At 55.0% G+C, this 22,849-nt stretch carries 20 protein-coding genes and 4 tRNA genes; 16 read left to right on the top strand and 8 right to left on the bottom strand.

Going from position 1 to position 22,849, the window contains the following annotated elements:
- Positions 1 to 67 precede the first annotated feature (67 nt).
- The 5 genes from thrP to Y71_RS26830 all read left to right on the top strand — a co-directional run bounded on the left by thrP (position 68) and on the right by Y71_RS26830 (position 2,008).
- Positions 68 to 1,453: a bifunctional threonine/serine APC transporter ThrP gene (gene thrP, locus Y71_RS26850; RefSeq protein ID WP_007369174.1), complete on the top strand. Its 1,386-nt coding sequence runs from the start codon at positions 68 to 70 to the stop codon at positions 1,451 to 1,453.
- Positions 1,454 to 1,555: 102 nt separating this feature from the next.
- A tRNA-Arg gene (locus tag Y71_RS26845) sits at positions 1,556 to 1,632 on the top strand.
- Between the two features lie 69 nt (positions 1,633 to 1,701).
- Positions 1,702 to 1,777: transfer RNA gene (locus Y71_RS26840), tRNA-His, on the top strand.
- A gap of 28 nt (positions 1,778 to 1,805) precedes the next feature.
- Positions 1,806 to 1,892: transfer RNA gene (locus Y71_RS26835), tRNA-Leu, on the top strand.
- Between the two features lie 39 nt (positions 1,893 to 1,931).
- A tRNA-Pro gene (locus Y71_RS26830) sits at positions 1,932 to 2,008 on the top strand.
- 527 nt (positions 2,009 to 2,535) lie between these two features.
- Here Y71_RS26830 and hemY read toward each other — a convergent pair.
- The 4 genes from hemY to hemC are packed head-to-tail and all read right to left on the bottom strand — an operon-like array spanning position 2,536 to position 6,595.
- On the bottom strand, positions 2,536 to 3,732 hold the full coding sequence (gene hemY, locus Y71_RS26825) for a protoheme IX biogenesis protein HemY (protein ID WP_007369173.1): 1,197 nt from the start codon (positions 3,730 to 3,732) through the stop codon (positions 2,536 to 2,538).
- A gap of 2 nt (positions 3,733 to 3,734) precedes the next feature.
- Complete coding sequence (gene hemX, locus Y71_RS26820; RefSeq protein WP_007369172.1) at positions 3,735 to 4,895, bottom strand: uroporphyrinogen-III C-methyltransferase; 1,161 nt, start codon at positions 4,893 to 4,895, stop codon at positions 3,735 to 3,737.
- Between the two features lie 21 nt (positions 4,896 to 4,916).
- Positions 4,917 to 5,657 (bottom strand): uroporphyrinogen-III synthase, encoded by a 741-nt coding sequence (hemD, locus tag Y71_RS26815; protein WP_007369171.1) that lies wholly within the window; start codon positions 5,655 to 5,657, stop codon positions 4,917 to 4,919.
- Positions 5,654 to 6,595, bottom strand: a complete 942-nt coding sequence (gene hemC / locus Y71_RS26810) for a hydroxymethylbilane synthase (RefSeq protein WP_007369170.1) — start codon at positions 6,593 to 6,595, stop codon at positions 5,654 to 5,656. Before hemC ends, hemD begins: the two co-directional genes overlap by 4 nt.
- 311 nt (positions 6,596 to 6,906) lie before the next feature.
- Between hemC and cyaA the strand changes: the two genes are divergently transcribed.
- Positions 6,907 to 9,450, top strand: a complete 2,544-nt coding sequence (gene cyaA, locus Y71_RS26805) for a class I adenylate cyclase (protein ID WP_035889543.1) — start codon at positions 6,907 to 6,909, stop codon at positions 9,448 to 9,450.
- A gap of 43 nt (positions 9,451 to 9,493) precedes the next feature.
- Here cyaA and cyaY read toward each other — a convergent pair whose 3' ends face one another.
- Positions 9,494 to 9,814, bottom strand: coding sequence for an iron donor protein CyaY (gene cyaY / locus Y71_RS26800; RefSeq protein WP_007369168.1), 321 nt, complete (start codon positions 9,812 to 9,814; stop codon positions 9,494 to 9,496).
- A gap of 137 nt (positions 9,815 to 9,951) precedes the next feature.
- Between cyaY and lptM the strand changes: the two genes are divergently transcribed.
- From lptM to corA, 7 genes are all read left to right on the top strand, one after another.
- A complete protein-coding gene (gene lptM, locus Y71_RS26795; protein WP_007369167.1) occupies positions 9,952 to 10,155 on the top strand; it encodes an LPS translocon maturation chaperone LptM in 204 nt (67 codons plus the stop codon).
- 36 nt (positions 10,156 to 10,191) lie between these two features.
- The gene (dapF, locus tag Y71_RS26790; RefSeq protein WP_007369166.1) at positions 10,192 to 11,016 is read left to right on the top strand and encodes a diaminopimelate epimerase; all 825 of its coding nucleotides are present in this window, start codon (positions 10,192 to 10,194) and stop codon (positions 11,014 to 11,016) included.
- Positions 11,013 to 11,720, top strand: a complete 708-nt coding sequence (locus Y71_RS26785; protein ID WP_007369165.1) for a DUF484 domain-containing protein — start codon at positions 11,013 to 11,015, stop codon at positions 11,718 to 11,720. The genes dapF and Y71_RS26785 overlap by 4 nt, the downstream gene beginning before the upstream one ends.
- Positions 11,717 to 12,619, top strand: coding sequence for a tyrosine recombinase XerC (xerC, locus tag Y71_RS26780; protein ID WP_007369164.1), 903 nt, complete (start codon positions 11,717 to 11,719; stop codon positions 12,617 to 12,619). Before Y71_RS26785 ends, xerC begins: the two co-directional genes overlap by 4 nt.
- Positions 12,619 to 13,335 (top strand): 5-amino-6-(5-phospho-D-ribitylamino)uracil phosphatase YigB, encoded by a 717-nt coding sequence (yigB, locus tag Y71_RS26775; RefSeq protein WP_007369163.1) that lies wholly within the window; start codon positions 12,619 to 12,621, stop codon positions 13,333 to 13,335. The genes xerC and yigB overlap by 1 nt, the downstream gene beginning before the upstream one ends.
- Before the next feature lie 138 nt (positions 13,336 to 13,473).
- Entirely contained in the window at positions 13,474 to 15,636 is a 2,163-nt protein-coding gene (gene uvrD / locus Y71_RS26770) for a DNA helicase II (protein WP_007369162.1), read from the top strand.
- 357 nt (positions 15,637 to 15,993) lie between these two features.
- The gene (corA, locus tag Y71_RS26765; RefSeq protein WP_007369161.1) at positions 15,994 to 16,944 is read left to right on the top strand and encodes a magnesium/cobalt transporter CorA; all 951 of its coding nucleotides are present in this window, start codon (positions 15,994 to 15,996) and stop codon (positions 16,942 to 16,944) included.
- A gap of 90 nt (positions 16,945 to 17,034) precedes the next feature.
- Here the strand turns inward: corA and rarD are convergent, their stop codons facing one another.
- Both rarD and yigI read right to left on the bottom strand, forming a co-directional pair.
- Positions 17,035 to 17,931, bottom strand: a complete 897-nt coding sequence (rarD, locus tag Y71_RS26760; RefSeq protein WP_007369160.1) for an EamA family transporter RarD — start codon at positions 17,929 to 17,931, stop codon at positions 17,035 to 17,037.
- Positions 17,932 to 17,986: 55 nt separating this feature from the next.
- On the bottom strand, positions 17,987 to 18,454 hold the full coding sequence (gene yigI, locus Y71_RS26755; RefSeq protein WP_007369159.1) for an acyl-CoA thioesterase YigI: 468 nt from the start codon (positions 18,452 to 18,454) through the stop codon (positions 17,987 to 17,989).
- 160 nt (positions 18,455 to 18,614) lie between these two features.
- Between yigI and pldA the strand changes: the two genes are divergently transcribed.
- The 3 genes from pldA (at position 18,615) to rhtC (ending at position 22,063) form a co-directional block, all read left to right on the top strand.
- On the top strand, positions 18,615 to 19,484 hold the full coding sequence (gene pldA, locus Y71_RS26750; protein ID WP_007369158.1) for a phospholipase A: 870 nt from the start codon (positions 18,615 to 18,617) through the stop codon (positions 19,482 to 19,484).
- A gap of 67 nt (positions 19,485 to 19,551) precedes the next feature.
- Positions 19,552 to 21,378, top strand: coding sequence for an ATP-dependent DNA helicase RecQ (recQ, locus tag Y71_RS26745; protein ID WP_007369157.1), 1,827 nt, complete (start codon positions 19,552 to 19,554; stop codon positions 21,376 to 21,378).
- A gap of 61 nt (positions 21,379 to 21,439) precedes the next feature.
- Positions 21,440 to 22,063, top strand: a complete 624-nt coding sequence (gene rhtC, locus Y71_RS26740) for a threonine export protein RhtC (RefSeq protein WP_007369156.1) — start codon at positions 21,440 to 21,442, stop codon at positions 22,061 to 22,063.
- A gap of 80 nt (positions 22,064 to 22,143) precedes the next feature.
- Here rhtC and rhtB read toward each other — a convergent pair whose 3' ends face one another.
- Entirely contained in the window at positions 22,144 to 22,764 is a 621-nt protein-coding gene (gene rhtB, locus Y71_RS26735; protein ID WP_007369155.1) for a homoserine/homoserine lactone efflux protein, read from the bottom strand.
- Positions 22,765 to 22,849: the final 85 nt, after the last annotated feature.

Genomic DNA, 22,849 nt, shown 5'->3' with positions numbered 1-22,849 from the left:
CTGAGGAAAAACTCATAACAATAGCCCGCGGAGCGGGTAAGAAAGAAGCAAACACAACAGAGGATTTATGGTTGAAAATAAACCGGAGCTTCAGCGCGGTCTGGAGTCTCGTCACATCGAATTAATCGCCCTGGGCGGCACCATTGGCGTGGGGCTGTTTATGGGGGCCGCCAGTACGCTGAAGTGGGCGGGCCCATCGGTATTGCTGGCGTATATCATCGCCGGTCTTTTCGTCTTTTTTATCATGCGCTCAATGGGCGAGATGCTGTTTCTTGAGCCGGTAGCCGGTTCCTTTGCCGTCTACGCGCATCGTTATATGAGCCCCTTCTTCGGCTACCTGACGGCCTGGTCCTACTGGTTTATGTGGATGGCCGTAGGGATCTCGGAAATTACTGCCATTGGCGTTTATGTCCAGTTCTGGTTCCCCGAGCTTGCTCAATGGATCCCCGCGCTGATTGCGGTAGCGCTGGTGGCGCTGGCCAACCTTGCGGCCGTGCGTCTTTATGGTGAAATTGAATTCTGGTTTGCCATGATTAAAGTCACCACCATCATCGTGATGATTATTGTTGGCCTGGGCGTGATCTTCTTCGGTTTTGGCAACGGCGGTCATTCGATTGGCTTTGGCAATCTGACAGAACATGGCGGTTTCTTTGCCGGTGGCTGGAAAGGCTTCTTAACCGCGCTCTGTATCGTGGTCGCCTCTTACCAGGGCGTTGAGCTTATCGGTATTACTGCCGGTGAAGCCAAAAACCCGCAGGTAACGCTGCGTAGCGCGGTCAGCAAAGTGCTGTGGCGTATCCTGATTTTCTATGTGGGTGCCATCTTTGTTATCGTCACCATCTTCCCGTGGAATGAAATCGGCACCAACGGCAGCCCGTTTGTGCTGACGTTTGCCAAAATCGGTATTACCGCAGCGGCAGGTATCATCAACTTTGTGGTGCTGACGGCTGCGCTCTCGGGTTGTAACAGCGGCATGTACAGTTGCGGTCGTATGCTTTACGCGCTGGCGAAGAACCGCCAGTTACCGTCTGCGGTAGCGAAAGTGTCAAAAAGCGGCGTTCCGGCAGCGGGTGTGACCATTTCTATTATTATTCTGCTGATCGGTTCGTGCCTGAACTACATTATTCCTAACCCGCAGCGCGTGTTTGTTTATGTCTATAGCGCCAGCGTATTGCCGGGAATGGTGCCGTGGTTCGTGATTCTGATTAGCCAGATGCGTTTCCGTAAAGCGCACAAAGCGGCGATTGCCACGCATCCGTTCCGCTCGATGCTGTTCCCGTGGGCGAACTGGCTGACGATGGCGTTCCTGGTGTGCGTGTTGATCGGTATGGGGTTCAATGACGATACTCGTATGTCGCTGTTTGTCGGCATTATCTTCCTTGCCGCAGTAACCCTGGCATATAAGGTATTTGGCCTCAATCGACACGCGGTTACACAGCAGGTGGGTGAATAAGAGGCAAAATGCGCAAAGCATAACCAAACGCGCATTTTCTTAAAAAAAGCACTAGACAGCCGCGCCCGAAGTCCGTACTATCCACCCCCGCAACGGCGCTACGCGCCCGTAGCTCAGCTGGATAGAGCGCTGCCCTCCGGAGGCAGAGGTCTCAGGTTCGAATCCTGTCGGGCGCGCCATTTAAACCCGGCGCTTGAGCTGCGGTGGTTCGTGATTCGTCATGATACCGCGTGAAAAGATTTACAGTGGTGGCTATAGCTCAGTTGGTAGAGCCCTGGATTGTGATTCCAGTTGTCGTGGGTTCGAGTCCCATTAGCCACCCCATTATTTAGCAGTACAAGTTTCGTGGAATGCGAAGGTGGCGGAATTGGTAGACGCGCTAGCTTCAGGTGTTAGTGTCCTTACGGACGTGGGGGTTCAAGTCCCCCCCCTCGCACCACAACTTAAATTGAACAAAAAATTCAAAAAGCAGTAAAAACGGCGAGTAGCGCAGCTTGGTAGCGCAACTGGTTTGGGACCAGTGGGTCGGAGGTTCGAATCCTCTCTCGCCGACCAATTTTGAACCCCGCGAAAGCGGGGTTTTTTGTTTTCTGCGTTCCTTTAATTCCCGCTTTTTCTGCCTGTTGTTTATCGACGACAACCTCTTTCCACACTGTCGCCTGCGGGAGACATCTAATCTATTGAATTCAAATAAATAATATAATTCACCCGGTAAATGTCGTTCTGCGGCGACAAATTGTGACGACGATCGCGGTGAAGAGGGTGGCAGGATGTCCTGAGAGGGTTGAATTTATTGGGTTATTAAAAGTTTGCACTGTGTTCCATTTGAGAGTGCAAGCCTGGCATGATACGTGCAATAATATTCATGTAGATGCTCATTCCATCTCTTATGCTCGCCTTCTGGCTTCATAAACTCAGGAATGATGCAGAGCCGTTTACGGTGCTTATCGTCCACTGACAGATGTCGCTTCGGCCTCATCAAACACCATGGACATAACGTTGAGTGAAGCACCCATTAGTTGTCAAAGACCTGTTTTAACGCCTGCCTGAGCTTTCCGGCAGGCGTTTTTTTTGGCTGGCCGTCAGGCCGGAGGGTTATTTTGCAGCGTTAGCAGCAGACCATCACGGCGCATGAGCGCGGCCTCTTCCGGCTGATGCATGCGATCGAGACAATCTGCCAGCCAGGCGTAATCGAACGCATCCGGGCGCTGTTTCAGCGCTGCGCGGAAGGCCAGGCTTGCTTCCTGCCATTCACCATGTTTCAGCAGCGACTGGCCCAGCGTACTCCACAGCAATGGGCGATCGCCCTGCGCTTTAATCTGCTGGCGCAGAACTTTTTCAATCTGCTCCGGATTATTGGTTTTCAGCCGCGGGATCACCATCACCAGACGATCGTCATACTGACGTTTCAGGCCATCAAGAATAATTTCCTGTGCAGTATCGTGATCGTCACACTCGATCAAGTGCTCGGCGATAGCCACCTGTAGCGTTACCTGCTGACGGGTTTTACGGCTCTGGTTTTTCCACCAGCTTTTCAGACCTTCGCTGCCCTGATCCGCACGCGCCTGATCCATCATGCCAATCCATGCCTGCTGTTGCAGAACATCGCGATGATCATCGTCGCCGACATCGGCTTTCGCCATCGAAGGGATGATATCCAGCAGAGAAGTCCATGCGCCGGTGCGAATATAGGCCTGTTCAGCCAGGCGCAGCACTTCCGGATGACGCGGGGTGATCTCCAGCAATTTATCCACGCCATGACGAGCTGCATGATTTTCGTTGCGCGCCAGTTGCAGACGTACTCGGGTGATTTCCACCGGGATGGGATCGTTTTCCGCCAGCTCTGCTGCGCGCTCCAGATGCTGGTTGGCGCGGGCTTCATCACCGCGTTGCTGCGCCGCTTCGGCCGCCAGCAGGTAATTAACCACGGGCTGCTCGGCGTGATCGGCATTTTTCGACATCAACTTTTCAACTTGCTGATAGTCGCCTTCCGCCAGCTTGAGCAGCGCTTGCTCCGTCTGCTTGCGCGCGCGACGACGCTTGCGGCCCACAAACCAGCCACGGGTATGCGCGCCAGTGCGGAAAATGCGACGCAGCACCCATTCGAGGGCAAAGATCACCACCAACGCCAGTACCAGAATGATCACTAAACCGGTGACGCTGGTTTCAATGTTATAATTATCGGTCTGGATCAGCACGTAACCCTGATGCCCGGCAAGCATAGGGCCGAGTACGATCCCGGCGATCAACAGCGCAAAGAGCAATAATACTTTCAGCATGCTTATTCTCCCTGCGCTGCGGCCGCATTGGCCGGCGCCTGTTCAGACGTCACGGCAGGCTGCGCCAGAAGATTGCGTACGCGGGTTTGCATTAATTTTTCCAGGATCGGCTGGCTTTGCAGGGATTCCGGTAAATTCATGGCGATCGTCTGCTGGCTCAGCTTATCTACTTCCTCAAGGAAGGATTTGGTGGCCGCATCGTCGGTGTCGTAGTACGCGCGTACCCAGGTAGAAACATTATCCAGCGCCTGCTTGTAGGTCTCTTCCTGATGACGCGGAACGGCTTGCGCGGCGACGAGCAAACGTGAACGGATGTTTTCACGCAAATAGATATCCTGATTCGGCGCGAGCAGCGGTACTGCCGTTTCATCGCGACGGCGGATAGTGATAAAGCTGTCCATAAAGTTCTGCCAGCTTTTTTGCAGATTGACGCGCCATTCGCTGATCGAGCCGGAGAGCTCGCTGCTGTCGTCGTCCATCGGTGAATCATCATCGTTATTATCCGCAAGACGCAGATTATCGATTTGATTCGAAAGCTGGTTCAGATTGAGGATAATGCCGTCGTAATCCACCTGCGTGATGGCCGACAGACTGCCGATATCGTCAGTGATGGCGCGACGCGCGGTAATCAGGCTTGGATCGTTCATATCTGCCAGGCTGGCGTCGGCGCTCTTCAACAGCGCGGCAGCGGTGGTGACATCCTGATCGCTCCACAGCTTGCGGCCCGCCAGTTTCACCAGGAAATCAGCCTGCGCCAGTTGCCAGGTTTTAGCATCAGAACCGGAGATGGTCGCCACTTTCTGCTGCACTTCATCAAGCTGCTTCGCCAGTACATCATTCTGACGTTTGGCGGCATCAAGCTGGTCTGCCTGTTGTTTAATCACGCCTTCCAGCTCTGCGCGCTGCTTATCCTGCGATTGCTGTAAGGCGATAACCTGGTTGGCGATCTCGCCATTATTGCTATGCAGTGTCGCCACTTGCTGTTTTACCCAGCCATAAAGCCCGGCACCCGACGCCAGCGCAATGGCGATGGCGATCGCGCTGAGCGCAAGGCTGGTCCTGTTAGCGCGTCTATTCTTCTCTGCTTTCTCCGGCGGCGGCGTTGCGCCGTCAGCCGCTTTGGTCTCTTCGACCACGGCGGAGGAGTTTTCTTGTTCCGTCATTATGGCTTCCCATTATGAGAGTTATTGTAATGCGCGAAGCAGCGCATCGTTGTCGGCATTGTCAGCGACCCGAATGTCCTGCCAGCCCAGTTCCCGGGCGAGGTGCGCCAGACGCTCGCTCGCCACAACCAGGCGGCAGCGAAGTAGCCAGTTTTCCCGATACCAGGGGGGAATAAGTGAAAACAGTTGCTGCATCATTTCGCCGCTGGTGATCACCAGTGTCGTCACGCCACGCGTATGCCAGCGCATCGCTTCTTCAGCACCGTCATAAAATATTGCACAGCGTTGATAACATTCGCAAAATTCAACTTCAGCACCGCGCGCCGCCAGCGTTTCCGCCAGCACTTCGCGCCCACCATTACCCCGTAAGATTAGCGCATGCTTACCCTGAACACTTTGTAATTCAGGTAATTGTAGCAACACTTCACTGATTTCCCGATCGTGCGGATAGCGCACCTCAATGCCGCTGACGGTATGCAACGCCAGCGCCGTAGTGCGGCCGATAGCGAAATAGTGAGTCTGAGGAGGAAAGCGCAAACCAAGCTGCTGTAAATGGGCGTGAGCAAATGTCACCGCATGCTGCGACAGGGCAAAAACCATATCGTCTGCGGTTAGAGCAGCAAGCCGCGCGGGTAATGAAGCGAGCTCGCGGCCTGGCGTAAATTCGATTAACGGAAAGCTCCAGGCCACCAGCCCAAGTGTGCGCAACCGGCTGACTAATTCTTCTCCGGCTGGAGATGGGCGAGTGACCAGAATGCTCATGCAGGTGCGTCTCCGTTATAAACCTCATCCAGAATGGCGCGGGCGCCATTCTCCAGTAGCTCTTCCGCCAGCGAGATCCCCAGTTGTTCCGCATCTTCCGGTTTGCCGCGGCGTTCACCGCGTACCTGGATTGAACCGTCTGGCGAACCTACCAGCCCGCGCAGCCAGATCTCGCCGTTGATCAGTTCAGCATAGCTGCCAATTGGCACCTGGCATCCACCTTCAAGACGGGTATTCATCGCCCGCTCGGCTTTAACGCGCACGGCAGTGTCCTGGTGATTCAGCGGTTCGAGCAGCGTGCGCGTGCGCGTGTCATCGAGGCGGCATTCCACGCCGACCGCGCCCTGACCGACTGCCGGTAGCGAGGTTTCTGGCGGCAGCGCCATGCGTACGCGTGAAGCCAGACCGAGGCGATTAAGGCCTGCAACAGCGAGGATAATGGCGTCATATTCACCGTTATCCAGCTTGCTCAGGCGGGTACCGACGTTTCCGCGCAGGGAACGGATCACCAGATCCGGCCGTCGTTCCGCCAACTGGCACTGACGGCGTAAACTGGAAGTGCCCACAATGCTACCGCGTGGCAGTTCGTCCAGCGAGGCATAACGGTTCGACACAAACGCATCGCGCGGATCGTCGCGCTCGCAAATGGTCACCAGGCCAAGCCCTTCGGGGAAATCCACCGGCACATCTTTCATTGAATGCACAGCGATATCGGCGCGGTTTTCAAGCAGTGCCAGCTCAAGTTCTTTCACAAACAACCCTTTGCCACCCACTTTCGCCAGTGGCGTATCAAGGATCACATCGCCGCGGGTGACCATCGGCACCAGTTCTACAGTCAGCCCCGGGTGGCTCGCTTCAAGGCGTTCCTTAACGTATTGTGCTTGCCAGAGCGCAAGTGGGCTTTGCCGTGTGGCAATTCTTAAAACATTGTCTAACATGCTTGTTACCGTCATTATCGTCCGCTGACCATCCTAACATTGTTGCATTAGGGTGTCAGTGTTCGCGGTGGATTGCCGGGGGAAGTGAAGGCTTCATCCCGCAATACAGGCGCAGCGCGGGCCGTAATTAAGAATTTACAAAGTGTGTTTGATGCTACACTGGTTTGTAGCGCATCTTTCTTTACGGTCAATGAGCAAGGTGTTAAATTGATCACGTTTTAGACCATTTTTTCGTCTGTACCCCTATAAAGATAAGGGCGAAAAATGGCAACGGCGACTTTGGATTTTCTGTAAACATCAGGCGATATGTCTTGTACCTCTATATTGAGACTCTGAAACAGAGACTGGATGCCATCAATCAACTGCGTGTGGAACGCGCGCTTGCTGCCATGGGGCCTGCTTTTCAGCAGGTCTACAGTCTGCTGCCGACATTACTGCACTACCATCATCCGCTGATGCCGGGTTACCTTGAGGGTAACGTTCCGCAGGGCATTTGCCTTTACACGCCTGATGAAAACCAACTTCACTATCTGAACGAACTCGAACTGCACCGTGGTTTGCCGCCGCAGGAGTCGCCAAAAGGCGAATTACCGATCACCGGCGTTTACTCTATGGGTAGCACGTCATCCGTTGGGCAAAGCTGCTCTTCGGATCTGGACATCTGGGTATGTCATCAATCCTGGCTTGATAACGAAGAGCGGCAACTGTTGCAGCGAAAATGCAGCCTGCTGGAAAGCTGGGCCGCGTCGCTGGGCGTGGAAGTGAGCTTCTTCCTGATTGATGAAAACCGTTTCCGCCATAACGAAAGTGGCAGTCTCGGCGGCGAGGATTGTGGCTCGACGCAGCATATACTGTTGCTTGACGAATTTTACCGCACCGCCGTGCGTCTTGCCGGGAAACGTATTCTTTGGAATATGGTGCCGGGCGATGAAGAAGAGCATTACGACGACTACGTAATGACGCTTTATGCGCAGGGCGTGCTGACACCAAATGAGTGGCTGGATCTCGGCGGCTTAAGTTCCCTTTCGGCGGAAGAGTACTTCGGCGCCAGCCTTTGGCAGCTCTATAAAAGTATCGATTCCCCATACAAAGCAGTGTTGAAGACCCTGCTTCTGGAAGCTTATTCCTGGGAATATCCCAACACGCGCCTGCTGGCGAAAGATATTAAACAGCGTCTGCATGATGGCGAGATCGTCTCCTTCGGTCTTGATCACTACTGCATGATGCTGGAACGCGTGACGCAATATCTGGTTGCTATCGAAGACACCACCCGTCTCGATCTGGCGCGTCGATGTTTCTACTTAAAAGTGTGCGAAAAGCTCAGCCGTGAACGCGCTTGTGTCGGCTGGCGTCGTGAAGTGATCGCGCAGTTGGTAAAAGAGTGGGGCTGGGACGATGCACGCGTGGCCATGCTGGACAATCGCGCCAACTGGAAAATCGATCAGGTACGCGAAGCGCACAATGAGCTGCTCGATGCGATGATGCAGAGCTATCGCAATCTGATCCGTTTCGCTCGCCGTAATAATCTGAGCGTTTCCGCCAGCCCGCAGGATATCGGGGTGTTGACCCGTAAACTGTATGCCGCCTTTGAGGCGTTGCCGGGCAAAGTAACGCTGGTGAACCCGCAGATTTCACCGGATCTCTCCGAACCCAATTTAACCTTTATTCATGTTCCGCCAGGCCGCGCCAACCGCACTGGCTGGTATCTGTACAATCGCGCGCCAAACATGGACTCCATCGTCAGCCATCAGCCGCTGGAATATAACCGCTATCTGAATAAGCTGGTGGCCTGGGCTTGGTTTAACGGGTTGCTGACCTCGCGCACGCATCTGTTTATTAAAGGCAATGATGTGGTCGATCTGGCGAAGCTGCAGGAGATGGTGGCGGATGTATCGCATCACTTCCCGCTGCGCCTGCCTGCGCCGACCCCGAAAGCACTCTATAGCCCGTGCGAAATCCGTCATCTGGCGATTATCGTCAACCTGGAGTACGACCCGACTGCGGCGTTTCGTAACCAGGTGGTGCATTTCGACTTCCGTAAGCTTGATGTCTTCAGCTTCGGCGAGCAGCAAAACTGCCTCGTCGGAAGCGTGGATCTGCTCTACCGTAATTCGTGGAATGAGGTGCGTACGCTGCATTTCAACGGCGAGCAGGCGATGATCGAAGCGCTGAAAACGATTCTCGGCAAAATGCATCAGGATGCGGCGCCGCCGGACAGCGTTGAAGTGTTCTGCTACAGCCAGCATCTGCGCGGCCTGATTCGAACCCGCGTCCAGCAACTGGTTTCTGAGTGTATTGAGCTGCGTCTTTCCAGTACGCGTCAGGAAACCGGTCGCTTTAAAGCGCTGCGCGTGGCGGGTCAGACCTGGGGGCTGTTCTTTGAACGCCTGAATGTGTCGGTACAGAAGCTGGAAAACGCGATCGAGTTTTATGGTGCGATTTCGCATAACAAACTGCATGGCCTTTCCGTGCAGGTTGAAACCAATCACGTCGAATTACCGGCGGTGGTGGATGGTTTTGCCAGCGAAGGGATTATTCAGTTCTTCTTTGAAGAGACCGGTGAAGAAGGCTTTAACATCTATATTCTGGATGAGAGCAACCGCGCTGAAGTCTATCATCACTGTGAAGGCAGCAAAGAGGAGCTGGTGCGGGATGTAAGCCGTTTCTACTCGTCATCGCATGACCGCTTCACCTACGGTTCCAGCTTTATTAACTTCAACTTGCCGCAGTTCTATCAGATTGTGAATACGGAAGGGCGTGCGCAGGTGATCCCGTTCCGCAATCAGGCGATCAGCACCGCAACACCGGCGAATCAGGACAACGACGCGCCGCTGTTGCAGCAATATTTCTCGTAATACGTGCCGGATAAATCATTAACACCTTATCCGGCGCGTAATATTAACGAAAAGTCACCGTTTCGCCCGCTTGCTGCGTGGCGGCCTGTTCCAGCAGATCCCAGAAGGTTTCGCCGCTGCGATCGCAAACCCAGTCGTCACCCTTGAGATCGAAATGGTAGCCGCCCTGTTTGGTCGCCAGCCACACCTGGTGTAGCGGTTCCTGACGGTTGATGATGATTTTGCTGCCGTTTTCAAAGCTAATGGTTAAGACGCCGCCGTTGATTTCGCAGTCGATGTCGCTGTCGCCATCCCAGTCATCAAGGCGTTCTTCGATGGTGAGCCACAGGCTGTCGGCGAGGCGATGAAATTCACTGTCGTTCATTCTGCTTTCCTGTTTTTTATGATGGCAGCAGTATAACGCGAAACATTTCCCGATGCCCTAAACCAGCAAACTCTTGCTTTTGTGTCTTCTCCTGCGATGATAGAAAGCAGAAAGAACGAACTTACAGGCAACTCATAATGAAAGATGTGTTTCGCGCGATGGCCGTACTGCTGACTCTGTTCAGCCTGACGGGTTGTGGTCTGAAGGGGCCGCTCTATTTTCCTCCTGCGGATAAAAACGCGCCGCCGCCAACCAAAACGCAAACCAGCACGATCCAGCCGAGCACTCCGGATAGCAACGATCGTGGTGATGACGGCTCTCCGAGCCAGGTGAATTACTGACGCTACCGTTCTGTATCCGCGCAACTGGAGTAGATGATGCAGTTCTCAAAAATGCATGGCCTTGGCAACGATTTTATGGTCGTCGACGCGGTAACGCAGAATGTCTTTTTCTCACCGGAGCTGATCCGTCGTCTGGCGGATCGTCACCTTGGCGTTGGGTTTGATCAACTGCTGGTGGTTGAGCCTCCCTACGATCCCGAACTCGATTTTCACTACCGTATTTTCAATGCTGATGGCAGTGAAGTGTCGCAGTGTGGTAACGGCGCGCGCTGTTTCGCCCGCTTTGTTCGCCTGAAAGGGTTAACCAATAAACGTGATATCCGCGTCAGTACGGCGAACGGTCGTATGGTATTGAGCGTAACGGAAGACGAACTGGTACGCGTCAATATGGGCGAGCCAAACTTCGAACCGTCGCAGGTGCCGTTCCGCGCCAACAAAGCGGAAAAGACCTATATTATGCGGGCGGCGGAGCAAACCATACTGTGCGGCGTTGTTTCGATGGGTAATCCGCACTGCGTGATTCAGGTTGATGACGTGGACACCGCGCCGGTAGAAACGCTGGGGCCGGTGATGGAGAGCCATGAGCGCTTTCCTGAGCGCGCCAATATCGGTTTTATGCAGGTCGTCTCACGGGATCACATTCGTCTGCGCGTCTTTGAACGTGGTGCAGGTGAAACCCAGGCCTGTGGCAGCGGCGCTTGTGCGGCTGTCGCGGTCGGCATTCAGCAGGATTTACTGGCCGAAAATGTTCGCGTTGAATTACCGGGCGGTCGGCTTGATATCGCGTGGAAAGGACCGGGTCAACCGTTGTTTATGACTGGCCCGGCGGCACATGTCTATGACGGGTTTATTCATCTATGAAGCATATAGGAGAAGAGCAGCAGGAGCCGTTGGCCGAACTGGATGACCAGGCGGTGGCGGAATATCTGCTGCACCATCCTGAATTCTTTATCCGCAATGCGCGGCTGGTAGAGCAAATGCGCGTGCCGCACCCGGTGCGCGGTACGGTTTCTCTCGTCGAATGGCACATGGCGCGCTCGCGCAATCACATCAATGTGCTGGAAGAGAACATGACCTTGCTGATGGAGCAGGCGAGCGCAAACGAAGGGTTATTCTATCGTCTGCTGCGTCTGCAAAGTCGGCTGGCATCCGCCAACAGCCTCGAAGAGATGCTTAACCGTTTTCATCGCTGGGCGCGCGATCTGGGGCTGGCAGGCGCGACTATCCGCCTGTTTCCCGATCGCTGGCGTCTGGGCGCGCCTTCCCGCTACACCCATCTTGCGCTCTCCCGCCAGGCCTTTGAATCGTTGCGCATTCAACGCTTAGGCCAGCAGCATCACTATCTTGGCTCATTAAACGGGCCGGAGTTGCTGCTGCTGTTGCCGGAAGCGAAAGCAATCGGCTCCGTGGCCATGTCATTAATGGGGCCGGACGGTTCCCTTGGCGTGGTGCTGTTCAGCAGTCGTGATGTTCACCATTACCAGCAAGGTCAGGGCACCCAGCTTTTAGATGAGATAGCGCAGATGCTGCCGGATCTTCTGGAACGCTGGATCGAGCGCGTATGAGCGATTCGCCGCTGTTACCAGCCGTCAGCAAATTCTTGCGCTACCTTGGCGTTGAACGTCAGCTCAGCCCCATTACGCTGCTTAATTATCAGCGTCAGCTTGATGCCATCATTGCTTTGACCGGTGAAACCGGCCTGAAAAGCTGGCAACAATGTGATGCTGCAATGGTGCGCGCAATTGCCGTTCGCAGCCGACGGAAAGGGCTCGGCCCGGCAAGCCTGGCGCTGCGGCTTTCGGCGCTGCGCAGTTTCTTTGACTGGATGGTCAGCCAGGGCGAGCTACCGGCAAACCCGGCGAAGGGCATTTCGGCACCGAAAGCGCCGCGGCATTTGCCGAAGAATATTGACGTTGATGATGTGAACCGGCTGCTGGATATCGATCTTAACGATCCGCTGGCCGTGCGCGATCGGGCCATGCTGGAAGTGATGTACGGCGCCGGTCTGCGTCTTTCGGAGCTGGTCAATCTGGATATCAAACATCTGGATCTGGAAAGCGGCGAAGTGTGGGTAATGGGCAAGGGCAGCAAAGAGCGACGCTTACCTATTGGTCGCAGTGCGGTGACCTGGATCGAGCACTGGCTCGATCTGCGTGGGCTGTTTGGCGCGGAAGAGGATGCACTGTTTTTATCGAAGCTGGGGAAACGAATTTCGGCGCGTAATGTGCAAAAACGTTTTGCCGAGTGGGGCATCCGCCAGGGGCTTAACAGTCACGTGAATCCGCATAAACTGCGGCACTCATTCGCCACACATATGCTTGAATCGAGCGGCGATCTGCGCGGGGTGCAGGAACTGCTCGGTCACGCTAATCTTTCAACGACACAAATCTATACCCATCTCGATTTTCAACATCTTGCATCGGTGTACGACGCCGCGCACCCGCGCGCCAAACGGGGGAAATAATGCGTTTTTACCGCCCATTGGGTCAGATCTCCGCGATCACTTTTGACCTGGACGATACTCTTTACGACAACCGGCTGGTGATCCAGCGTACCGAACAGGAAGCGCTGGCGTTTGTGCAACGCTATCATCCGGCGCTGAACGGCCTGGAAAATGAAGAATTCAAGCGTTTGCGCCAGTCGCTGCGGGAAACCGAGCCGGAGATTTATCACGACGTTACTGAATGGCGGCGACGCGCTGTTGAACAGGCGATGCTGAACGCCGGGCTGACAGTCGAGGAAGCCGCTGTGGGCGCACAGGCCTCAATGGTTAACTTTGCCAAATGGCGCAGCCGCATTGATGTGCCACAGGAAACCCACGACACGCTGAAGAGGCTGGCAACGAAGTGGCCGCTGGTGGCGATCACCAACGGTAACGCGCAGCCGGAACTGTTCGGGCTGGGCGATTACTTTGAATTCGTGCTGCGCGCCGGGCCGGACGGGCGTTCAAAACCGTTCAGCGACATGTACCATCTGGCCGCAGATCGCCTTGGTGTGGCGGTAGAGGATATTCTGCATGTTGGCGACGATTTGACCACGGATGTTGCGGGCGCGATCCGTTGCGGCATGCAGGCATGCTGGATCAAACCGGAAGGCACCGATCTGCTACAGGCAACCGACAGCCGTTTGTTACCGCATATGGAAATTTCGCGGTTGGCATCCCTCACGACGCTGATATAATCACCAATAGTTCTGTATAAAATACCAGGGTTTTTGGCGGATGGCGCTACGCTTATCCGCTCTACGGTAACGTAGGCCCGGTAAGCGAAGCGCCATCGGGCGCTTCGTTCAATTCCTGACGACGACACGACGGTACCTATGGACGTTTCTTATCTGCTCGACAGCCTCAATGACAAACAGCGCGACGCCGTAGCCGCAGAGCGCAGCAATATGCTGGTGCTGGCCGGGGCGGGGAGCGGTAAGACGCGCGTGCTGGTACACCGTATCGCCTGGCTGATGACCGTGGAGAACTGCTCGCCGTACTCGATCATGGCGGTCACTTTTACCAATAAAGCGGCGGCGGAAATGCGTCACCGTATCGGTCAGTTGATGAGCACCTCACAGGGCGGAATGTGGGTGGGCACGTTCCACGGCCTGGCGCACCGCTTGTTGCGTGCGCACCATATGGACGCCAATTTGCCGCAGGATTTCCAGATCCTCGACAGTGAAGATCAGCTCCGGTTGCTGAAACGCCTGATCAAAGCGATGAATCTGGATGAGAAGCAGTGGCCGCCGCGTCAGGCAATGTGGTACATCAACGGCCAGAAAGATGAGGGCATTCGTCCGCATCATATCCAGAGTTTCGGTAACCCGGTTGAGCAGACCTGGCAGAAAGTTTATCAGGCCTACCAGGAAGCTTGCGATCGCGCCGGGTTGGTGGATTTTGCCGAGCTGCTGCTGCGCGCCCATGAGCTGTGGCTGAACAAGCCGCATATTTTGCAGCACTATCGTGAACGCTTTACCAATATCCTGGTGGACGAATTTCAGGATACTAACAACATTCAGTACGCATGGATCCGCCTGCTGGCGGGCGACACCGGCAAGGTGATGATCGTCGGCGACGATGATCAGTCCATTTACGGCTGGCGCGGCGCGCAAGTGGAAAACATCCAGCGCTTCCTGAAAGATTTCCCCGGCGCGCAGACCATTCGCCTGGAGCAGAACTACCGCTCCACCAGTAATATCCTTAGCGCCGCTAACGCCCTGATTGAAAACAACAACGGGCGGCTGGGGAAAAATCTGTGGACCGACGGCGTCGATGGCGAGCCGATTTCACTCTATTGCGCGTTCAACGAGCTGGACGAAGCGCGCTTTGTCGTAAACCGTATCAAAGCCTGGCAGGACAACGGTGGGCAACTGACGCAGTGCGCCATTCTCTATCGCAGCAACGCCCAGTCGCGCGTGCTGGAAGAGGCGCTGTTGCAGGCCAGTATGCCGTACCGCATTTATGGTGGTATGCGATTCTTCGAACGTCAGGAGATCAAAGATGCGCTCTCCTATCTGCGTTTGATCGCCAACCGCAATGATGATGCCGCGTTTGAGCGCGTAGTGAATACGCCGACGCGCGGCATTGGCGATCGCACGCTGGATGTTGTGCGCCAGACGTCACGCGATCGTCAGTTGACGCTGTGGCAGGCGACGCGCGAGCTGTTACAGGAAAAAGCACTGGCGGGCCGTGCTGCAAGCGCCCTGCAACGCTTCCTCGAACTGATTGACGCGCTGGCGCAGGAAACGGCCGATATGCCGCTGCATGTACAAACCGACCGGGTGGTGAACGACTCTGGTCTGCGCATGATGTACGAGCAGGAGAAGGGCGAGAAAGGCCAGACGCGTATTGAGAACTTAGAGGAGCTGGTCACCGCCACGCGGCAGTTCAGCTACAACGAAGAAGATGAAGATTTAATGCCGTTGCAGGCGTTTCTCTCTCACGCCGCGCTGGAGGCGGGTGAAGGGCAGGCGGACACCTGGCAGGATGCGGTGCAGCTTATGACGCTGCACTCGGCAAAAGGTCTGGAATTCCCGCAGGTCTTTATCGTTGGCATGGAAGAGGGCATGTTCCCGAGCCAGATGTCGCTGGATGAGGGCGGTCGTCTGGAAGAGGAGCGCCGGCTGGCGTATGTCGGCGTGACGCGAGCGATGCAGAAACTGACCCTAACCTACGCTGAAACGCGTCGTCTGTACGGAAAAGAGGTTTATCACCGCCCTTCACGCTTTATCGGCGAGCTGCCGGAAGAGTGTGTGGAAGAGGTGCGTTTACGCGCCAGCATCAGCCGCCCGGTTAGTCATCAGCGCATGGGAACGCCAGCCGCGCAGAGCGACACCGGCTATAAACTTGGCCAGCGCGTGCGCCATGCGAAGTTTGGCGAAGGTACGGTAGTGAACATGGAAGGCAGCGGTGAACACAGCCGTTTGCAGGTGGCTTTCCAGGGGCAGGGTATTAAATGGCTGGTGGCCGCTTATGCGAAGCTGGAAACCGTCTAACGTTCAGAAAAATATCATTATTTTGTAATAATCTGCTAGCCTTATACGCTAAAGGGCAAATATTGCTCTTTAGCGTTTCGTTGCGTGTTGACGCCTTCTGAGTGCTGGCGTAACATGCGCGCACGATCACGCTAAGAGGACATTCGCCTTGGACACACCCAGTAGATACTGGCTCAATCTCCTGTTCCGCAGGAACAACTCCTAAGGCTATTTTCTCATGCTGATAGCCTCAGAGGTTGTCAGCGACCTGTATGTTTCCCGTCGCGCTGAGTCAGGCTGTTTAATGGTCTGAAACCCAATTCGTTTCTTGTGTGCCCACCGAACTGTCCGATATTTTTTGCATTGGGAGTCCCGGCCATGCTGAGCGCATTTCAACTGGAAAACAATCGTTTAACCCGTCTTGAGGCTGACGAAATCAAACACCTCGCCAGCTCGGTTTGGGTTGATTTGGTCGAGCCGGACGAAGACGAACGAACCCGTGTGCAAACGGAATTGGGTCAGAACCTGGCCACCCGACCTGAACTGGAAGACATCGAAGCCTCCGCGCGTTTTTTCGAGGACGAAGACGGGCTGCACATCCACTCCTTCTTCTTTTTTGAAGACGCTGAAGATCACGCCGGTAACTCAACGGTGGCATTCACCATTCGCGAAGGTCGCCTGTTCACGCTGCGTGAGCGCGAATTACCCGCGTTTCGCCTCTATCGTATGCGCGCCCGCAGCCAGGAGATGGTTGATGGCAACGCCTATGAACTGCTATTGGATCTGTTCGAAACCAAAATCGAACAACTGGCGGATGAGATCGAAAACATCTACAGCGACCTGGAAAAGCTGAGCCGCGTCATTATGGAAGGCCAGCAGGGCGATGAATATGACGACGCGCTTTCAACGCTGGCGGAGCAGGAAGATATCGGCTGGAAGGTGCGCCTGTGTCTGATGGATACTCAGCGCGCGCTGAACTTCCTGGTGCGCAAGGCGCGTTTACCGGCCGGTCAGCTGGAGCAGGCGCGTGAGATCCTGCGCGATATCGAATCTCTGCTGCCGCACAATGAATCCCTGTTCCAGAAGGTGAACTTCCTGATGCAGGCGGCGATGGGTTTCATCAATATCGAGCAGAACCGCATCATCAAGATCTTCTCGGTCGTTTCCGTGGTGTTCCTGCCGCCGACGCTGGTGGCATCCAGCTACGGGATGAACTTTGAATTTATGCCCGAGCTGCACTGGAGCTTCGGCTACCCTGGCGCGATTGTCTTTATGATCCTCGCCGGGCTGGCGCCGTATCTCTACTTCAAGCGCCGCAACTGGCTGTAAGATAACGGGCGGCGTTGCCGCCCTTTTTCATTTTCACTGGAGTGCGTGCGCCGCTTCAGCATGCGGTAAAGAGGCCGCACAAACTCTTCATCACTCGTTTTTGCGTAAACCGCGCTGGGTGTATACCGCATCCATAATAAAAATCGCCAGCGCCAGCCAGATAAAACCAAAGGTCACCATCTTATCCGGCCCCGGGTGCTCGCCATAGAAAGCAACCGCCAGCAGGAACATCAGCGTCGGGCCGATATACTGGAAAAACCCCAGCGTCGATAAACGCAAACGCATTGCCGCGCCGGTAAAGCAGAGCAGAGGAATCGTCGTAACCACACCGGCGGCCATCAACAACAGGTTCAGCGACAGGCTGTTTTGTCCCATATGGCTGGTCGGGCTATCGGTGATGCCAAATAGCCACACTGCTGCAACCGGCAGTAACCACAGCGTTTCTACCAGCATGCCGGTTTGCGCATCGACAGCGATTTTTTTGCGCAGCAGGCCGTAAAAAGCAAAACTAAATGCCAGACCAAGCGCAATGATCGGCAGCGAGCCAAACGTCCACAGTTGCACCAGCACGCCGACGGCGGCCAGCAGTACCGCCAGCCACTGCATACGACGGAAACGCTCGCCCAAAAACAGCATCCCCAGCAGGATATTCACCAGTGGGTTAATAAAGTAACCCAGGCTGGCTTCCAGCATATGGTTGTGGTTTACCGCCCAGATAAACAGCAACCAGTTGCCGCCAACCAGTATGGCCGAGACGGCCAGCAGCAGGATTTTTTTCGGCGTTTGCAGCAGCGCTTTTACACTGCCCCACTGACGGCTGACGCTGATCAACGCCAGCATGAAGAAGAAGGACCAGATGACGCGGTGAGTGAGAATTTCGTCAGCCGGTACGTACCAAATCACTTTGAAATAGGCCGGGGCAACCCCCCAAATGAAATAAGCGGCCAGAGCGAGTAACACGCCCAGCCGCGTCTGTTTTGCATCCATCGGGAAAACTCTTTGCTGAAAAGTAACCGTATGTTACCCGATTTTCACAACCGCCTCACCCCACCATATAGGTGGCCGTCGCGCTGGCGATATGCAGTTGATCCTCGTTATGCAGTTCTACGCGGGCGACGGCAACTTTATTGCCCGCGCGCAGCAAACTACTGCTGGCGGTGAAGCGCGTGCCGCGCCCAGGCCGCAGATAATCGACGCGTAAATCAATGGTGCCCATGCGCGACAAACGCTGGCGCAGCTCCTCTTCGCTGATAGTGTCATGGCGGGTTAACGTGCTGCCCACGCAAACCAGACCAGCGGCGACATCCAGCGCGGAGGCGATTACACCGCCATGTAAAATGCTTTGCGCCCAGTTGCCCACCATCATTGGCTGATTAGTAAATTTCAACTCTGCATACTCTTTTTCATAACGTTCCAGCTCAAGACCTAATGCACGGTTAAACGGCATGTGATAGACAAAAATCTCGCCCACCAGCTTAAGGGTTTGATCGGCTGTGAGAACGGCTGACATAGCAATCTGATCCGATGTGTTAATGGAATGTTGATTTTATGCCTGTTATTTGTTGATTTCCAGTTTAAGAACCGATACCTGAGCAGTGACTCAATAAATATGTAGAATACTTGCGGGGAACTTCTTCAATTCAACAATATGATTCGGGAGCATAAAACCGATGCGGACCTCTCTGGGTTGGTTTTTCGCAGTGCTTGCACTGCCTTTTATGGCATACGCACAGGAAGCTACGGTAAAGGAAGTTCATGATGCCCCCGCCGTGCGCGGTAGCATCATCGCCAATTTATTGCAGGAGCACGATAATCCTTTCACGCTTTATCCTTATGAAACCAACTACGTGATCTATACCGATACCAGCGATATGAACAAGGAAGCGATTCGCTCCTATAACTGGTCTGATAATGCGCGTAAGGACGAAGTGAAGTTTCAGCTCAGCCTGGCGTTTCCGCTGTGGCGCGGGATTCTGGGGCCCAATTCTGTTTTTGGTGCTTCCTATACGCAGAAGTCCTGGTGGCAGCTCTCCAATAGCGCTGAGTCATCACCGTTCCGTGAAACCAACTACGAACCGCAGCTTTTCCTCGGTTTCGCCACCGATTATGAGTTTGCTGGCTGGACGTTGCGCGATGTGGAGATGGGTTTTAACCACGATTCAAACGGCCGTTCCGACCCGACATCACGTAGCTGGAACCGCATCTACACCCGCCTGATGGCGCAAAACGGCAACTGGATGGTTCAAGTGAAGCCCTGGTATGTGGTGGGTTCCACCGACGATAATCCGGACATCACCAAATACATGGGCTATTACCAGTTGGAGATTGGTTATCAACTGGGCGAGGCAATCCTCAGCGCCAAAGGGCAGTACAACTGGAATACCGGCTACGGCGGTGCGGAAATCGGCATCAGCTATCCGATAACCCGACACGTCCGGTTCTACACCCAGGTTTACAGCGGCTACGGCGAATCATTGATTGACTATAATTTCAATCAAACCCGTATTGGTGTGGGCGTGATGCTTAACGATCTGTTTTAAGCATTGCAGTTTCTGGCGCAGGCGCTGAAAATAGCGCCTGTTTTTATTTCAGGCAAATGGGGTCATTGTGGCGCAGGCGGAAGTATTGAATCAGGAATCGCTGGCTAAACAGGTCTTGCAAGAGACCTTCGGCTACCAGCAATTCCGCCCGGGCCAGCAGGATATTATCGACACCGTACTGAGCGGCCGCGACTGCCTGGTGGTGATGCCGACCGGCGGCGGAAAATCTCTGTGCTATCAAATTCCGGCGCTGGTGCTGCAGGGGCTGACGGTGGTGGTTTCGCCGTTGATCTCACTGATGAAAGATCAGGTCGACCAGCTACTTGCCAACGGCGTTGCGGCGGCGTGCCTGAACTCTACCCAAAGCCGTGAGCAGCAGTTTGACGTGATCAACGGCTGTCGCAACGGCCAGATCCGTCTGCTTTATATCGCGCCCGAGCGCCTGATGCTCGACAACTTCCTTGACCAGTTGCGCCAGTGGAATCCGGTGCTGCTGGCCGTTGACGAAGCGCACTGTATTTCCCAGTGGGGTCACGATTTCCGCCCGGAATACGCCGCACTTGGCCACTTGCGCCAGATGCTGCCGTCCGTGCCTTTTATGGCGCTGACTGCGACGGCTGATGACACCACGCGCCGCGATATCGAACGCCTGCTGGGCTTAAACGATCCGCTGATCCAGGTCAGCAGCTTCGACCGTCCAAACATCCGCTATATGCTGATGGAAAAATTTAAACCGCTCGATCAGTTGCTGCGTTACGTACAGGAGCAGCGCGGTAAATCCGGCATTATTTACTGCAACAGCCGTGCCAAGGTGGAAGACACCGCCGCGCGCCTGCAAAGCCGTGGGTTCAGCGCGGCGGCTTATCATGCCGGGCTGGATAACGAGCTACGCGCGCGGGTGCAGGAGCAGTTCCAGCGCGACGATTTACAAATCGTGGTGGCAACCGTGGCGTTTGGCATGGGCATCAACAAGCCGAACGTACGTTTCGTGGTGCATTTCGACATCCCGCGCAATATCGAATCCTATTATCAGGAGACGGGCCGCGCCGGGCGTGACGGTCTGCCTGCGGAAGCGATGCTGTTTTACGATCCGGCGGATATGGCGTGGCTGCGCCGTTGTCTGGAGGAGAAACCGGCAGGGCCATTGCAGGATATTGAGCGGCACAAGCTCAATGCGATGGGCGCATTTGCTGAAGCGCAAACCTGCCGTCGTCTGGTGCTGCTCAACTATTTCGGCGAAGGGCGGCAGGAGCCCTGCGGCAATTGCGACATTTGCCTCGATCCGCCGCGCCAGTACGATGGTTTGCAGGACGCGCAAAAAGCGTTGTCGGCCATCTATCGCGTCAATCAGCGTTTCGGTATGGGTTATGTAGTGGAAGTGCTGCGCGGTGCAAACAATCAGCGCATCCGCGAATTCGGTCACGACAAATTGCCGGTGTACGGCATTGGCCGCGAGCAGAGCCATGAACACTGGGTGAGCGTGATCCGCCAGCTTATCCATATGGGATTTGCCACCCAGAATATTGCCCAGCATTCTGCGCTTCAGTTAACGGAAGCGGCGCGTCCGCTGCTACGTGGTGAAGTACCGCTGATGCTGGCGGTGCCGCGAATGGTAGCGCTGAAGCCAAAAGTGATGCAGAAAGCCGCCGTTGGCAATTACGATCGCAAGCTGTTCGCCAAGCTGCGTAAATTGCGAAAAGCGATTGCCGACGAAGAGAATATCCCGCCTTATGTGGTGTTTAACGATGCAACGCTGATTGAGATGGCCGAACAGATGCCGCTTTCGCCGGGGGAAATGCTCAGCGTAAACGGCGTGGGAACGCGCAAACTTGAGCGTTTCGGCCAGGAATTTATGGCGCTTATCCGCGCACATGTCGATGGCGACGAAGAGTAGTTTTAGCGGCCGAAAAGTGCCAGGATAGTTACTCACTGAATTATCTTCCCGCAGGTTCTCTATGTTGATGTTATTTCTTACCGTGGCGCTGGTGCATATCGTTGCCCTGATGAGCCCCGGCCCGGATTTCTTCTTCGTTTCGCAAACCGCCGTTAGCCGCTCGCGCAAAGAGGCGATGATGGGCGTGTTCGGCATCACTTGTGGCGTAATGGTGTGGGCTGGCGTGGCGCTGCTCGGCCTGAACTTGATCCTCGAAAAAATGGCGTGGTTGCACAGCATTATTATGGTCGGCGGTGGTCTTTATCTGTGCTGGATGGGCTACCAGATGCTGCGCGGCGCGCTGAAGAAAGATCAGAAACCGGCTGATGCGCCGAAAGTAGAGCTGGCAACCAGCAGCGGTCGCAGCTTTCTGAAAGGGTTACTGACCAATCTGGCGAACCCGAAAGCCATTATCTACTTCGGCTCGGTGTTTTCACTGTTTGTCGGCGATGGCGTCGGCACCAGCGCGCGCTGGGGTATTTTCGTGCTGATTGCGCTGGAAACGCTGGCCTGGTTTACCGTCGTCGCCAGCCTGTTCGCACTGCCGGCAATGCGTCGCGGTTATCAGCGTCTGGCAAAATGGATTGACGGTTTTGCCGGCGCGCTGTTTGCTGGCTTCGGCATCCATCTGATTATTTCCCGTTAATTCATCTGCCGGTTGGCGCTTCGTCATCCGGCCTGCGGATTTTCCAGGCCCGGTAAGCGCAGCGCCACCGGGCACCTGCCTCAGGCGTGGCGGGCAGAAGCCAGCAACGCGCCGACCAGCACGAACAGCGAACCAAATACCTTATTCAGCGCCTTCATCTGGTGCGGGCCTTTGATCCAGCCAGCAATGCGCTGCGCCAGCGTCGCGTAACCAATCATGACAATGATGTCGACGACGATCGTTGTTACCCCCAGCACCACATACTGCATCACCTGCGGCTGATGCGGCACGATAAATTGCGGGAATAGGGCGGCAAGAAAAACGATGCTTTTCGGGTTGGTCAGATTAACGAATACCGCCCGCTTAAACAGCCGACCGCGCGACTGGGTTTTCGCCAGCGTATTGAGATCGATAGCGCCTGCGGCGCGCCACTGCTGAATACCCAGCCAAATCAGGTAGGCTGCGCCCGCCCATTTCAGCACTTCAAACGCCAGCACGGAACGAGAAAACAGCGTACCCAGCCCGACACCGACCAGCACGATATGAATGCCAAGCCCGGTCTGCAATCCGGCAATAGAAGCCGCTGCGCCGCGATAGCCGTAGCCAATGGACGTGGTCATGGTGTTAATCGCACCGGAACCGGGCGAGAGACTTAAAATGATTGAAGTCAGCAGGTAGGCGAACCACCATTCGAAGGTCATGAGAAATTCCTGGTTGTCTGTTTTTATGCCACAATACGCTATTGTCAGTGGATTTTGCTATTGGTCACAAAAAAACGATTTTACA

It is taken from the genome of Kosakonia radicincitans DSM 16656, assembly GCF_000280495.2.
Classification (GTDB): domain Bacteria; phylum Pseudomonadota; class Gammaproteobacteria; order Enterobacterales; family Enterobacteriaceae; genus Kosakonia; species Kosakonia radicincitans.
Note: the sequence above shows the minus strand (reverse complement) of the source record. Positions and strands in the feature narration are given on the sequence as shown.

Excerpts from the sequence above, each read along its gene's own strand:
- thrP (WP_007369174.1), top strand. The coding sequence starts at position 68 with ATGGTTGAAAATAAACCGGAGCTTCAGCGCGGTCTGGAGTCTCGTCAC.
- hemY (WP_007369173.1), bottom strand. The coding sequence starts at position 3,732 with ATGCTGAAAGTATTATTGCTCTTTGCGCTGTTGATCGCCGGGATCGTA.
- hemX (WP_007369172.1), bottom strand. The coding sequence starts at position 4,895 with ATGACGGAACAAGAAAACTCCTCCGCCGTGGTCGAAGAGACCAAAGCG.
- hemD (WP_007369171.1), bottom strand. The coding sequence starts at position 5,657 with ATGAGCATTCTGGTCACTCGCCCATCTCCAGCCGGAGAAGAATTAGTC.
- hemC (WP_007369170.1), bottom strand. The coding sequence starts at position 6,595 with ATGTTAGACAATGTTTTAAGAATTGCCACACGGCAAAGCCCACTTGCG.
- cyaY (WP_007369168.1), bottom strand. The coding sequence starts at position 9,814 with ATGAACGACAGTGAATTTCATCGCCTCGCCGACAGCCTGTGGCTCACC.
- lptM (WP_007369167.1), top strand. The coding sequence starts at position 9,952 with ATGAAAGATGTGTTTCGCGCGATGGCCGTACTGCTGACTCTGTTCAGC.
- dapF (WP_007369166.1), top strand. The coding sequence starts at position 10,192 with ATGCAGTTCTCAAAAATGCATGGCCTTGGCAACGATTTTATGGTCGTC.
- Y71_RS26785 (WP_007369165.1), top strand. The coding sequence starts at position 11,013 with ATGAAGCATATAGGAGAAGAGCAGCAGGAGCCGTTGGCCGAACTGGAT.
- xerC (WP_007369164.1), top strand. The coding sequence starts at position 11,717 with ATGAGCGATTCGCCGCTGTTACCAGCCGTCAGCAAATTCTTGCGCTAC.
- yigB (WP_007369163.1), top strand. The coding sequence starts at position 12,619 with ATGCGTTTTTACCGCCCATTGGGTCAGATCTCCGCGATCACTTTTGAC.
- uvrD (WP_007369162.1), top strand. The coding sequence starts at position 13,474 with ATGGACGTTTCTTATCTGCTCGACAGCCTCAATGACAAACAGCGCGAC.
- corA (WP_007369161.1), top strand. The coding sequence starts at position 15,994 with ATGCTGAGCGCATTTCAACTGGAAAACAATCGTTTAACCCGTCTTGAG.
- rarD (WP_007369160.1), bottom strand. The coding sequence starts at position 17,931 with ATGGATGCAAAACAGACGCGGCTGGGCGTGTTACTCGCTCTGGCCGCT.
- yigI (WP_007369159.1), bottom strand. The coding sequence starts at position 18,454 with ATGTCAGCCGTTCTCACAGCCGATCAAACCCTTAAGCTGGTGGGCGAG.
- pldA (WP_007369158.1), top strand. The coding sequence starts at position 18,615 with ATGCGGACCTCTCTGGGTTGGTTTTTCGCAGTGCTTGCACTGCCTTTT.
- rhtC (WP_007369156.1), top strand. The coding sequence starts at position 21,440 with ATGTTGATGTTATTTCTTACCGTGGCGCTGGTGCATATCGTTGCCCTG.
- rhtB (WP_007369155.1), bottom strand. The coding sequence starts at position 22,764 with ATGACCTTCGAATGGTGGTTCGCCTACCTGCTGACTTCAATCATTTTA.